We start from the raw sequence: 12,583 nt of genomic DNA, 5'->3' as shown, positions 1-12,583 counted from the left end.
GCTCAGCCCTTGGGCTCGGGGGCGGCGAGCTCGTGGTCCTGCATCTGCGGGGCGTCGGTCAGCCCCGGGTCGTCCACGAGGGTCAGGGTCGGAGCGCGGCCCGCCGAGCGGAGGTCGGCGAGAGTGGCCTCGGCCAGGGCGAGCCTGGTCTCCGGGACCGCCAGGGTCGCGCGGAGGAAGGGGGTCCGCATCGAGACCTTGGCCTCGGACTTGACCTTGCGCAGGGTCGCGAGGGCGCGACCTGCCACCTCGAGGTGGGCCGAGTCGGTCCCGGCCGCGGCCTGGCGCAGCAGGTCGCTCGTCGGCCAGGGAGCACGGTGCACCGAGCCCTCGCGCCACCAGGACCAGACCTCCTCGGTCGCGAAGGGCAGCACCGGGGCGAGCAGCCGCAGCAGCGTGTCGAGGGCCATGGCCAGGGCGGCGCGGGCGGAGGACGTCGCCTCGGTGGGGGTCACGTCACCGCTGCCGTAGGCGCGGTCCTTGACCAGCTCGAGGTAGTCGTCGCAGAAGGTCCAGAAGAAGGTCTCGGTCAGCTCGAGGGCCCGCGTGTGGTCGTAGGCCTCGTACGCGGCCGTGGCCTTCTCCACGACCTCGGCGAGCCCGGCGAGCATCGCGCGGTCGAGGGGCTCGACGACTGCCGAGGGCTCGGGGGTGCCCGCCTCGGCGGCGCCGAACCCGAGGGCGAACTTGCTCGCGTTGAGCACCTTGATCGCGAGCCGTCGACCGATCTTCATCTGGCCGACCTCGAAGGCCGCGTCGGTGCCCAGGCGGGCGGAGGCCGCCCAGTACCGGACGGCGTCCGAGCCGTGGTCCTCGAGCAGCCCCATGGGGGTCACGACGTTGCCCTTGGACTTGGACATCTTCTTGCGGTCGGGGTCCAGGATCCATCCGGAGATCGCCGCGTGCTTCCACGGCAGCGAGCCGTGCTCGAGGTGGGAGCGGACCACCGTCGAGAAGAGCCAGGTGCGGATGATGTCCTGGCCCTGGGGGCGCAGGTCCATCGGGAACACGCGCTCGAAGAGGTCAGGGTCGTGCTCCCAGCCCCCGGCGATCTGCGGGCTCAGGGAGGAGGTCGCCCAGGTGTCCATGACGTCTGCCTCACCCACGAACCCGCCGGGCTCACCGCGCTGGTCGGCGGTGTAGCCCGCCGGGACGTCGCTGCTCGGGTCGACCGGCAGCACGGCCTCGTCGGGGAGGATCGGGTGCTCGTGGTCGACCTCGCCGTCCGCGGTCACCGGGTACCACAGCGGGATCGAGACGCCGAAGAACCGCTGCCGTGAGATCAGCCAGTCACCGTTGAGCCCGCCGACCCAGTTCTCGTAGCGCACCCGCATGAAGTCGGGGTGGAAGGCGAGCTCCTGCCCGCGGCCGAGGAGGGCCTCGCGCAGGCCCGCGCCGGCCCCCTCGGAGCGCCCGCCGTTGCGCACGTACCACTGGCGCGAGGTCACGATCTCGAGCGGCTTGTCGCCCTTCTCGAAGAAGTTGGCCATGCGCTGGGTGGGCGTGGGCTCGCCGTCGAGGTCCCCGCTCGCGCGCAGGGCCTCGACCACGGCCGTCCGCGCCGAGAACGTCGTCTTGCCGGCCATCTCGGCGTAGTGCGCGCGGCCGGCCTCCGAGTCGATCCACTCGGGGGTCTCGCGCACGAGCCGGCCGTCGCGGCTGAGCACGGACCGGGTCGGCAGCTGCAGCTCGCGCCACCACTGGACGTCGGTCAGGTCCCCGAAGGTGCAGCACATCGCGATGCCGGCACCCTTGTCCGGCTCGGCCATGGGATGGGCCAGGACGGGCACCTCGACGTCGAAGAGCGGGGAGCGCACGGTGGTGCCGAACAGGTGCTGGTAGCGCTCGTCGTCGGGGTGGGCGATGAGGGCCACGACCGCGGGGACGAGCTCGGGCCGGGTGGTCTCGACGTGGACCGCCTCACCGTCGGGGCGGTGGAAGGCGATCCGGTGGAAGTGCCCCGGGTACTCGCGCGGCTCGAGCTCGGCCTGCGCGACCGCCGTCTGGAAGGTCACGTCCCACAGCCCGGGGGCCTCGGCCTGGTAGGCCTCGCCGCGGGCGAGGTTGCGCAGGAAGGCCTTCTGGGCGACGGCCCGCGAGCGGGCGTCGATGGTCTGGTAGTGGTGCGACCAGTCGACCGAGAGGCCCAGGCGCCGCCACAGGGCCTCGAACTGCTGCTCGTCCTCGACCGTCAGGCGCTCGCACAGCTCGACGAAGTTGCGTCGGCTGATCGGGACCTGGTCGGCGGCCTTGATGCTCTTGCCCTCGCCACCCTCGTGGGGCGGGACGTAGCCGGGCTCGTAGGGCAGGGTCGGGTCGCACCGCACGCCGTAGTAGTTCTGCACCCGACGTTCGGTGGGCAGGCCGTTGTCGTCCCACCCCATGGGGTAGAAGACCTCCTTGCCGCGCATTCGCTGGAAGCGCGCGACGAGGTCGGTGTGGGTGTAGGAGAACACGTGGCCCACGTGCAGCGAGCCCGAGACGGTGGGGGGCGGGGTGTCGATCGAGTAGACCTCGTCACGGGTCCGCGTGCGGTCGAAGGAGTAGGTGCCCTGCTCGTGCCAGGCGCTGCCCCACCGCTCCTCGAGCCCCTCGAGGCTCACCTTGTCCGGTACCCGGGACGACGGCGTGGACGTCGGGGTGCTGGCGGTGGTGGGGTGCTGGTCGCTCATGGTCGGCGATTCTCCCAGAACCCCGCGCACGCTGCGGCCACGTCCCACGCGCGGTCCCGGACCAGGACCGCAACCGGGGCCACGACCCCGAGCGGGACCTGAGTGCGCCGGGCGCCGGACCAGGGGAGTCTCGGGGGGATCCCCGATGCCCGCGGGCCACCGTCCTCGGCCAGGATGGGGACGACAGCACGATCACAGGGACGGGAAGCACATGCGCGCACTGGTGGACACCTCAGGCGAGGGGCAGATCGCCTCGGCCCGGGGCCTGGTCAAGACCTACGGCAAGGGTGAGGCGGCGGTGCGGGCCCTGGACGGGGTCGACGTCGACTTCGCACGCGGGGAGCTCACCGCGATCATGGGGCCCTCGGGCTCGGGCAAGTCGACCCTCATGCACTGCATGGCCGGGCTCGACACCCCGACCGCGGGCACGGTCATGGTCGACGGCGAGGACGTCGGCCGGATGAGCCAGCGGCGCCTCACCCGGCTGCGGCGCACCCGCCTGGGCTTCGTGTTCCAGGCCTTCAACCTCATCCCGACCCTGACCGCCGAGGAGAACATCACCCTGCCCCTCGACATCGCCCGCGGGACCCTCGACCGGGCATGGTTCGACACGGTCGTGGACGCGGTGGGCCTGCGGGACCGCCTGGACCACCGGCCCACCGAGCTCTCGGGCGGGCAGCAGCAGCGGGTGGCGTGCGCGCGCGCCCTCGTCTCCCGACCGGCGGTCGTCTTCGCCGACGAGCCCACCGGCAACCTCGACTCGCGCTCCTCGGGCGAGGTGCTGGGCTTCCTGCGCCGCTCGGTGGACGAGCTGGGGCAGTCGGTCGTCATGGTCACCCACGACCCGACCGCGGCCTCCTACGCGCATCGCGTGCTGTTCCTGGCCGACGGTCGCCTGGTGGGCGAGCTCGAGCAGCCCACGACCGAGACCGTGCTTGACGCCCTGCGCGACCTGGGTGCCGGCCGGGAGGCCGCCGACCACGACGCCTCCCTCGCCAGGCCCTCGGGCCACGCAGCGCCCGGGACCGCCGGGGCCCGGCACGCCGCAGGCCCGGTGCCGCGGTGACGCGGGTCGCGCTGCGGGGCATCCGCAGCCATCTCGGGCGCTTCCTGCTCTCGGTGCTCGCGGTGCTGCTCGGCGTCGCCTTCGTCGCGGGGACGTTCTCCTTGCGCACGATGATGTCGAGCACCTTCTCCGAGCTCGTCGAGACCTCGACCGTGGGGGACGCCTACGTGCGCGGGGCCGAGCAGATCGCTGCGGCCGCGAGCGCCGACATGGCGGCGGTGCGGACCGGGGTGCCCCTGGACCTGGTCGAGGAGGTCGCGGCCGTCGACGGCATCGGGACCGCCCTGCCCGAGATCACCGGACCGATCGTGCTGGTCGGTGCTGACGGCACCGCCGTGGCCGCGGGCAACGGACCGCCCAGCTTCGCTCTGGCCCTGCACCCCGAGGAGCCCTCGACCGAGCTCGTGGCCGGCCGCGCGCCGACCGGGCTGGGCGAGGTGGCGCTCGAGACGGCGACCCTCGAGGCCTCGGGTCTGGCCGTGGGGGACAGCGCGCAGGTGGTGCTGGGCGGGGAGCTCACGCCGGTCGACGTCGTGGGTGAGGTCTCCTTCGGCGCCCCGGTCGCCGGGGCGACGATCGTCTTCCTCGACCCCGTGACCGCCACCGAGGTCTTCGCCCCGGAGGGTCTGGTCACCTCGATCGCGGTCTACGCCGAGGGCGACCTCGACGAGGAGGCCGTGGTCGAGCGCCTCCGGGCGGCCCTCGGCCCGACCCTCGACGGGCTCGACGCCGAGGTCGCCACGGGGGAGGCGGTGCGGGACGAGACACGGGCACAGGTCGAGCAGATCCTGGGCTTCGTCTCGACCTTCCTGCTGGTCTTCGCCGCGATCGCGCTCTTCGTCGGTGCCTTCATCATCGCCAACACCTTCCAGATGACCGTGCGTCAGCGGCAGCGCGAGTTCGCCATGCTGCGGGCCATCGGTGCCTCACCCGCCCAGGTCTTCACCTCGATCCTGGTCCAGGCCCTGGTCGTCGGCATGCTGGGCTCCGCCCTGGGCGTCGGCGCGGGGGTCGGCCTCGTGGCAGGCCTGCGCGAGGTCTTCGCCCGGATGGGCATGGAGCTGTCGGGTCAGATCCCGCTCGACGGCTTCACGGTGCTGGTGTCGGTGCTCATCGGCACCGTGGTGAGCGTCGCCGCCGCGGCGGTCCCCGCTCGGCGCGCGGCCCTCACCCCGCCCGTGGAGGCGATGCGCGACGACGTCGCGGCGCACGACCGTGGGTCCGTGATCCGTGCTGTCGTCGGCGGGCTCCTCCTCGCCGGTGGGGTGGCGGCCGTCGCGGTCGCGACCCTGGGCGAGCTCGACGAGCCGGGCATGCTGCTCGGCGCCGGGGCGGCCGGGGTCGTGATCGGAACCCTGCTCCTCGCGCCGACGGTGGTCCCGGCGGCCCTGCGGGTGCTGGCCGCCCCCGCCGTCCTGGCGCTGCGCCCGCTCGGTGGCCTCGCGCGGGGAAACGTGACCCGCAACCCGCGTCGGACCGCGAGCACCGCGGGGGCGCTGATGATCGGGATGGCGCTGGTCGGGGCCGCGGCCGTGCTCGCGACCTCGACCCAGGCCTCGACCCGCGCGATCGTCGAGAACGAGTCCACCGCGGACCTGCTCCTGCAGTCGGCCACGATGGCGGTGCCTGCCGAGGCGGCACGCGAGGTCGGCGAGGTCGACGGCGTCGGGGCGGCCGACCTGCTCGAGGTCGCGACGGTCACCGTCGACGGCGACGCGCGCACCGCGATCGGTGTCGAGGCGGGGATCTTCACGCGCGCCCTCGACATCACCGTCGTCGAGGGGGCTCTGGAGAGCCTCGCGGACGGCGAGGTCGCGGTCCAGCGCGGCACGGCCGAGGACGAGGGCTGGGCCGTGGGCGACGAGCTCGAGGTCCGCGGTGCCGCCGGGACCCTGAGCCTCACGGTGGGGGCGATCATCGACTCGCGCGCCATCGGGGTGCCGCTGGTGCTCGCGCAGGAGCAGTACGGCGAGCTCGTGCCCGCGGGGCAGTCCGTCATCGACTCGGTGTTCATCACGCTGGCCACCGGGGCCGAGGTCGAGGAGGTGCGGGCCGCGATCACCGAGGTGATCACGCCCTACGTGGTGGTCACGGTGCTCGACAACGAGGAGTTCGCCGACCAGATCGCCGACCAGGTCGACCAGATCCTGGTGATCCTCTACGCGTTGCTGGGCCTGTCGATCGTCATCGCGGTGCTGGGCATCGTCAACACCCTGGCGCTGTCGATCGCCGAGCGCACCCGGGAGATCGGGCTGCTGCGCGCGGTCGGGCTCGGCCGGTTCCAGCTCGCGACGGTGGTCACGATCGAGTCGGTGCTGACCGCCGTGTTCGGGACTCTGCTCGGGGTCGGGATCGGGGTGGGCCTCGCGGCGACCCTGCCTACGGTCTACGCCGACGAGGGCCTCACGACCCTGGTCGTGCCGTGGTCCCAGCTGGGGGTGGTCCTCGGGCTCGCCGTCGTCGTGGGGGTGCTGGCCGCCGTGTGGCCCGCGGTGCGGGCGGCGCGCCTCGACGTCCTGGACGCGGTGTCCTACGAGTGAGGGCGCTGGTCGCCCGGCCGTGGGGGTCCCCGCGGTCGGGTGACCCATCCCACGAAACGCCGCCGTGACACGACGGCGGATAGTGTCGGTGCCGGGGCCCGGCCGGGCGCCCGCGAAGCACGAGCAGACGTGCGGCACGAGCAGACGTGAGGTGGCGGCAGTGACGGAGTCTGGACTGGTGGGGTCGGGGTCGGGGTCGGCGACGTCGGGGCTGACGATCGGGTACGCGGCCATGCTCGAGCAGTTCCACCCCACCGAGGTGATCGAGCTCTCGGTGCTGGCCGAGCAGCACGGCTTCTCCGGGGTCATGGCAGCCGACCACTTCCAGCCGTGGGTGCCCCAGCAGGGGCAGAGCGCCTTCGTGTGGAACGTGCTCTCGGCCCTGGGCGAGCGGACCGTCGGGGACCTGGGCCCCGGGGTCACGGCCCCCACGTTCCGGTGGCACCCGGCGATGGTCGCCCAGGCCTCGGCGACCCTCGCCGCGATGTACCCGGGGCGGCACTGGCTGGGCCTGGGATCGGGGGAGGCCCTCAACGAGCACATCGTGGCGGGCTACTGGCCCGAGGCCCCCGAGCGCATCAACCGCATGTTCGAGGCCATCGAGATCATCAACAAGCTCTTCGCGGCCTCGATCGCCGGCAAGGACGTCAAGCACTCGGGCCCGTTCTACAAGCTCGAGTCGACCCGCCTGTGGACCATGCCCGAGACCCCGCCCGAGATCCTCGTCGCGACCGCCGGCCCGGTCACCGCCAAGCGAGCGGGCCGCCACGCCGACGGTCTCATCACGGTCGGGGCGCCCCTCGAGAAGATCTCGGGGCTGTTCGACCGCTTCGACACCGGGGCCCGCGAGGCAGGCAAGGACCCGTCGACCATGCCCAAGGTCCTCCAGGTGCACATGTCCTGGGCCGAGACCGACGAGCAGGCGATGACCAACGCGCTGACCGAGTGGCCCAACGGCGGCATGAAGTTCCCCAAGGGGGACATCCGCTCCCCGCACGACTTCGAGCAGATGGCCAAGCTCGTGCGTCCCGAGGACTTCGCCGGCCGGATGGTCGTCTCGGCCGACCCGGACGAGCACCGGGCCGCGATCCAGAAGTACGTCGACCTGGGGTTCGACCGCATCTACCTGCACAACGTGGGCCGCAACCAGCGCGAGTGGATCGAGGTCTTCGGACGGGACGTGCTCCCGCAGCTCTCGCGGTGAGCCGCCTCACCGTCTGGGCGCCTGACGGCGTCCCCGAGGTCCGGCCCGGGGACGACCTCGGAGCCCTGCTGGGCGAGGCCCTCGCCACGGGCCACCCGGACGGACCGCCGGTCGACGGCGACGTCCTCGTGGTGACGAGCAAGGTCGTCTCCAAGGCCGAGGGGCGGGTCGTCGCCGCGGCGGACCGTGAGGCCGCGATCACGGCGGAGACCGTCCGCGTCGTGGCCTCGCGCGAGCACCCCGGCGGGGTCACCCGGATCGTCGAGAACCGGTTGGGCCTGGTCATGGCCGCGGCCGGGGTCGACGCCTCGAACACCCCCGAGGGCACCGTCCTGCTGCTCCCGCTCGACCCCGACGCCTCGGCCCGGGCGCTGCGGCGCAGCCTCGAGGCCCGGTTCGGCGCCCGGCTCGGGGTGCTCGTCTCCGACACCGCCGGGCGGCCCTGGCGGCACGGCCAGACCGACCTCGCGATCGGTGCCGCAGGGGTCCGCGTGCTCGAGGACCTGCGCGGGGGAGTGGACACCCACGGGCGGCCCCTCGCGGTGACCATGGCTGCGGTCGCGGACGAGCTCGCTGCGGCCGCCGAGCTCACCAAGGGCAAGACCGCCGGGCGTCCGGTCGCCGTCGTCCGTGGGTCAGGGCACGTCACGCCCGAGGACGGCCCCGGGGCCCGCGCCCTCGTCCGGCTCGGCCCCGAGGACATGTTCGCCCAGGGCAGTGCCGAGGCCTACGCCGCAGGATGGGCCGCGGCCCTCGCCTCGCTCGGTCAGGTGCCGCCCTCGTGAGCGATGCGCTCGGCCTCGCGCTGAGCGCTGTCCGCGTCGAGGTAGGCGCCGCCCCGGGGGAGCACGGCACCCTCGGCGGTCAGGTCGTAGCGCAGCGGGTGCCCTGCGGGGAGGTTGAGCTCACGGACCTCGTCCTCGCTCAGGTCGTCGACCAGGAGGCACAGGGCCCGCAGCGAGTTCCCGTGCGCGACGACGAGCACCGTGCGGCCCTCGTCGAGCGCGACGCGCAGCCGCTGCCACTCGGGCCTGACCCGCTCGACGACGTCGTGCAGGGACTCCCCGGCCCCAGGCTGAGGCAGGCCCGAGCCGGGATCGGTGTACGCCGCCCCCCAGCCCGCGGCCTGGTCGGCGCTCGCGGGCGGCGGCGAGCCGTGCAGGGTGCGTCGCACCGAGAGGTACGCCTCGGGGCCGAGCGCCGCGCGAGCCTCGGCCTTGGGGACGTCGGTCAGGTTGCCGTAGTCCCGCTCGGCGAGCCGCCACGAGGAGCGCAGCGGGACGTCCTGCCACCCGCCGGCCGCGACCGCGAGCTCGGCGGTGCGCGCCGCCCGCCGCATCGGCGAGGTGACGACCTCGTCGGGCCGCAGGCCGTCGGCGGTCATCAGGTGGGCCGCGGCGCGGGCCTGCTCGGAGCCCAGCTCGGTCAGCCCGACGTCCAGGAGCCCCGTGAAGGTCTTGCTCGCGTTGGCGGTGCTCTGGCCGTGGCGCAGCAGCAGCAGGACGCCGGTCACCGGCTGCCGCGGGCTGCGGCCTTGGCAGCCTTCTTGGTCGCCCGGACCTCGAGCAGGCTCTGCTCGTCGGTCACGTCCGCGATCGACCGGCGGGCCCCCTCCTCGCCGTAGGCCCCCGCGGCCTCCGCCCAGCCGGTCGGCTGCACCTCGCGCTGCTTGCCCAGGAGGGCCAGGAAGATCCGTGCCTTCTGCTCGCCGAAGCCGGGCAGGGCCTTGAGACGGCGCAGCACCTCGCGGCCGTCGGGCTCGCCCTCGGACCAGAGCCGGGTCACGTCCCCGGCGTACTCCTCGAGGACGGCCGTGGCCACGGCCTGGATCCGACCGGCCATGGATCCCGGGTACCGGTGGACGGCGGGCGGGGTCGCGCACAGCGCGGCGAACTCCTCGGGGTCGGCGCGGGCGATGCGCTCGACGTCGAAGCCGCCCAGGCGCTCGGCGATCTTCTGCGGGCCTGCGAAGGCCGTCTCCATCGGCACCTGCTGGTCGAGCAGCATGCCGACCAGCAGGGCGAAGGGGTTCTCGTCGAGCAGCCGGTCGGCCTCGGGGTCACCGGTCATCCAGAGGGGGGCAGCCATGGGTCCATGGTGCCACCCGTCACCGTGGCGCGAAGGTCAGGACCGGTCGCCCTGTCTCGGGGTGCTCGAGGACCAGGCACCGCACCCGGTACACCGGCTCGAGCACCTCGGGCCGCAGCACCTGCTCGACCCCGCCCGCTGCCACGACCCGCCCGGCCTCGAGGAGCACCAGGTGGTCGCAGGCCGCCGCCGCGAGGTTCAGGTCGTGCAGGGCGGCGAGGACCGTGACCCCTCGGGCGGTCAGGCCCGCGACGGCCGCGAGGGTGTCGAGCTGGGCGTGCACGTCGAGGTGGTTCGTGGGCTCGTCGAGGAGCAGCAGGTCGGGCTCCTGGGCCAGGGCGCGGGCGAGGTGCACGCGCTGACGCTCACCGCCCGAGAGGGTCGCGAGGCGGCGGGCCGCGAGGGCCTGGACCCCGGCCTCCTGGATGGCCCGGGTCGCGGCCGCGTGGTCCTGCGCGGTGAAGCCGCCCCAGCGCGAGGCGTGCGGGGTCCGCCCCAGCAGCACGGCCTCGCGGACCGAGAGCGGCGCGGTGGCGCTCGACTCCTGCTCGACCAGGGCCACCCGGCGGGCACGGGCTCGGCGCGGCATGGTGAGCAGGTCGGTGCCGTCCAGGAGCGCTGCGCCGTGGGCTGCCTGCTGGACCCCGGCGACCAGCCGCAGCAGGCTCGACTTGCCGGCCCCGTTGGGCCCGAGCAGGCCGGTGAGGGCACCCCGCGGCGGGGTGCAGTCGACGTCGTCGACCACGAGGCGCCCCTCGACGGACCAGGCGAGGTGGTCGAGGTGGAGGCTCATGCGAGGTCCCCGCTCGCGCTGCGTCGCTGCCAGAGCAGCAGCGCGAAGACGGGTGCGCCGAGGAAGGCCGTCACGATCCCGACGGGCAGCTCACGGGGCTCGAAGACCGTCCGCGCCGCCGTGTCCGCCCACACCAGGAACGAGGCGCCGACCAGGGCCGTCAGCGGCAGCACCCGGTGGTGGGCGGCGCCGACCACGAGCCGCACCGCGTGCGGCAGGATCAGCCCGACGAACCCGATCGCCCCGCTGACCGCGACCAGGGCGCCGGTGAGCAGGGCCACGACCGTGAGCAGCGCCCAGCGGGTGCGCCCGACGCCGATGCCCAGGGCTGCGGCCGCGGTGTCGCCGAAGGCGAAGGCGTCCAGGGTCCGCGCGCTCGCGAGCAGGACGGGCAGCAGCACGACGACGGCGCCCAGGGAGATCGCGACCGAGCTCCAGGTGGCCCCGCCGAGGGATCCCATCAGCCACCCGAGGATCTCGCGGTAGGAGTCCCCGGTGGCGGACCAGAAGATGACGAACGAGGTCCCGGCCGCGCAGAGCTGGGCCACGGCGAGGCCTGCCAGCACCGTGCGGGCCGGGGTGATGGTGCCCAAGGACCCGGCGAGGGTGAGCGCCGCGGCGAGGGCGGCGACCGCTCCGACGAAGGCGGCCACCGGGAGCAGCACGCCCACCCCGAGCACGAGGACGGCGACAGCTCCGAGGGAGGCCCCCGAGGAGAGCCCGAGCAGGTACGGGTCGGCCAACGGGTTGCGGGTCAGGCTCTGCATCACGGCCCCCGCGACGCCGAGCCCGGCGCCCACGGCCGCCGCGGTCAGCACCCGCGGCATGCGCAGGTCCCACACGATGCCGTCGTGCAGCAGGCCGAGGGTGGCGGTCGGGTCGACCGTGGCGCCCAGGGCCGCGCGCACGTGGTCCACGAGGGAGCGCCAGACGTCGGTCGGGGCGATCTCGGCGGGGCCGACGGTGACTGCCATCGTCACGCTCAGCACGAGCAGCAGCGCCGCCGCGACGGTCGCCGCCCACGCCGGGAGCCTCCCGCGGCCCGTCGCCGCCCCGGCGCTGCCCTCGGACGGGGTCACGGGGTCAGGTCGAGGGCTGCCAGCTGCTCGGCGAGCTCCGCGGTGGCGGCCACGTTGCGGACCCCGGCCTCGGTCGCGGGGAAGGGGATCTCGAGGTACCGCTCCTCGCGCACCGCCTCGAGGTTCGCCGTCGCCGCGTTGCCGGCGAGGAGCTCACGCTTCTGCTCGGCCGTGTTCCAGGCGGCGTCGACCAGCACGATCACGTCGGGGTCGGCCGCGACGACCTCCTCCCACCCGAAGGAGGTCCAGGTGTCCTCGACCTCGGCGGCGACGTTCTCCAGGCCGACCGCGTCGAGGATCATCTGGGGGGCGCCGATCCCCGCGCCCACGTACGGCACGTCGGTGCCCGAGGAGTACCACAGCGCCGTCAGGCCACGGTCGTCGGCGGGGACGGCGGCCAGCTCGGCCTGCTGCGCGGCCACGAGCTCCTCGGCGGCCTCGGGCACGCCCAGCAGGGTCGCGACCTCGGTGATCTCGGCGAAGACGTCCTCGAAGGACAACCTGTCCGGCTGGTAGGCGGGGTCCTTGCAGGCCGCGGGCGAGACGTAGGTCGCGACGCCGAGCTCGGCGAGCATCCCGCGCTCGCCGGCTCCCTCGGCCGAGAAGTTCGACTCCCAGCCGGCATAGACGAGGTCGGGCTCGGTCTCGAGGACCACCTCGGCCGCGGGGACCTCGTCGGAGAGCACCGGCAGGTCGGCGGCGGCCTCGGCGAGGTCCGCGGGGACCGGGCCGTCGGCGAAGCCCGTGCCCACCAGCCGGTCTCCGGCGCCCAGGGCGAGCACCATCTCGATCGCGCTGGACTTGATCGCCACGACGCGTTCGGGGGCCTCCTCGAGCGTGACCTCGGTCCCGCAGCTGTCGACCGTCACGGGGTAGGAGGTGAGCGAGGCGGCCGGGGCCGGGGCGTCGGGCGTCCCCTCCTCGGCAGAGCTCGAGCAGGCGACGAGCAGGGCGCTGCCCGCGACCAGCGCGCCCAGGCCCAGGGCGGCGCGGCGGGCGGGACGGGGCGCGGTCAGGCGGAGGGGCAGGCGAACGGGCACGGGGGCTCCAGGGGGAGGAGGGTGGGGTGCGCGTCGGGTCAAGGGGCCGACCGGGACCACGGCCCAGGTCCAGGCCGCTCGTCCGGGGCCAAGAGGGGCCC

At 74.2% G+C, this 12,583-nt stretch carries 10 protein-coding genes; 4 read left to right on the top strand and 6 right to left on the bottom strand.

Annotated features, from left to right (window positions below; all coding sequences use genetic code 11):
- Positions 1 to 2: 2 nt before the first annotated feature.
- A complete protein-coding gene (valS, locus tag J4G33_RS07300; RefSeq protein ID WP_208055293.1) occupies positions 3 to 2,672 on the bottom strand; it encodes a valine--tRNA ligase in 2,670 nt (889 codons plus the stop codon).
- Positions 2,673 to 2,883: 211 nt separating this feature from the next.
- Between valS and J4G33_RS07295 the strand changes: the two genes are divergently transcribed.
- From J4G33_RS07295 to cofE, 4 genes are all read left to right on the top strand, one after another.
- The gene (locus J4G33_RS07295; protein WP_208055292.1) at positions 2,884 to 3,738 is read left to right on the top strand and encodes an ABC transporter ATP-binding protein; all 855 of its coding nucleotides are present in this window, start codon (positions 2,884 to 2,886) and stop codon (positions 3,736 to 3,738) included.
- On the top strand, positions 3,735 to 6,278 hold the full coding sequence (locus J4G33_RS07290; protein WP_208055291.1) for an ABC transporter permease: 2,544 nt from the start codon (positions 3,735 to 3,737) through the stop codon (positions 6,276 to 6,278). The genes J4G33_RS07295 and J4G33_RS07290 overlap by 4 nt, the downstream gene beginning before the upstream one ends.
- Positions 6,279 to 6,438: 160 nt before the next feature.
- Positions 6,439 to 7,482 (top strand): TIGR03557 family F420-dependent LLM class oxidoreductase, encoded by a 1,044-nt coding sequence (locus J4G33_RS07285; RefSeq protein ID WP_372435036.1) that lies wholly within the window; start codon positions 6,439 to 6,441, stop codon positions 7,480 to 7,482.
- Positions 7,479 to 8,267, top strand: a complete 789-nt coding sequence (gene cofE / locus J4G33_RS07280; RefSeq protein WP_208055290.1) for a coenzyme F420-0:L-glutamate ligase — start codon at positions 7,479 to 7,481, stop codon at positions 8,265 to 8,267. Before J4G33_RS07285 ends, cofE begins: the two co-directional genes overlap by 4 nt.
- Here the strand turns inward: cofE and J4G33_RS07275 are convergent.
- From J4G33_RS07275 to J4G33_RS07255, 5 genes are read right to left on the bottom strand one after another with little or no spacing between them, the layout of a single operon-like run.
- On the bottom strand, positions 8,249 to 8,995 hold the full coding sequence (locus J4G33_RS07275; RefSeq protein WP_208055289.1) for a 2,3-bisphosphoglycerate-dependent phosphoglycerate mutase: 747 nt from the start codon (positions 8,993 to 8,995) through the stop codon (positions 8,249 to 8,251). The two genes, cofE and J4G33_RS07275, sit on opposite strands and share 19 nt — an antisense overlap.
- A complete protein-coding gene (locus tag J4G33_RS07270) occupies positions 8,992 to 9,570 on the bottom strand; it encodes an HhH-GPD-type base excision DNA repair protein (RefSeq protein ID WP_208055288.1) in 579 nt (192 codons plus the stop codon). Before J4G33_RS07270 ends, J4G33_RS07275 begins: the two co-directional genes overlap by 4 nt.
- 19 nt (positions 9,571 to 9,589) lie before the next feature.
- Positions 9,590 to 10,363, bottom strand: a complete 774-nt coding sequence (locus J4G33_RS07265) for an ABC transporter ATP-binding protein (protein WP_208055287.1) — start codon at positions 10,361 to 10,363, stop codon at positions 9,590 to 9,592.
- The gene (locus J4G33_RS07260) at positions 10,360 to 11,442 is read right to left on the bottom strand and encodes a putative F420-0 ABC transporter permease subunit (protein ID WP_372435035.1); all 1,083 of its coding nucleotides are present in this window, start codon (positions 11,440 to 11,442) and stop codon (positions 10,360 to 10,362) included. Before J4G33_RS07260 ends, J4G33_RS07265 begins: the two co-directional genes overlap by 4 nt.
- Positions 11,439 to 12,482 (bottom strand): putative F420-0 ABC transporter substrate-binding protein, encoded by a 1,044-nt coding sequence (locus J4G33_RS07255; RefSeq protein ID WP_307793797.1) that lies wholly within the window; start codon positions 12,480 to 12,482, stop codon positions 11,439 to 11,441. Before J4G33_RS07255 ends, J4G33_RS07260 begins: the two co-directional genes overlap by 4 nt.
- Between the last annotated feature and the right edge of the window lie 101 nt (positions 12,483 to 12,583).

The organism is Actinotalea soli (assembly GCF_017565425.1).
GTDB lineage: Bacteria > Actinomycetota > Actinomycetes > Actinomycetales > Cellulomonadaceae > Actinotalea > Actinotalea soli.
The sequence above is the reverse complement of the archived record's forward strand: the minus strand, read 5'-3'. Positions and strand labels throughout refer to the sequence as shown.

Bases quoted from the DNA above. Each gene is read 5' to 3' on its own strand.
- valS (WP_208055293.1), bottom strand. From the start codon at position 2,672: ATGAGCGACCAGCACCCCACCACCGCCAGCACCCCGACGTCCACGCCG.
- J4G33_RS07295 (WP_208055292.1), top strand. From the start codon at position 2,884: ATGCGCGCACTGGTGGACACCTCAGGCGAGGGGCAGATCGCCTCGGCC.
- J4G33_RS07270 (WP_208055288.1), bottom strand. From the start codon at position 9,570: ATGGCTGCCCCCCTCTGGATGACCGGTGACCCCGAGGCCGACCGGCTG.
- J4G33_RS07265 (WP_208055287.1), bottom strand. From the start codon at position 10,363: ATGAGCCTCCACCTCGACCACCTCGCCTGGTCCGTCGAGGGGCGCCTC.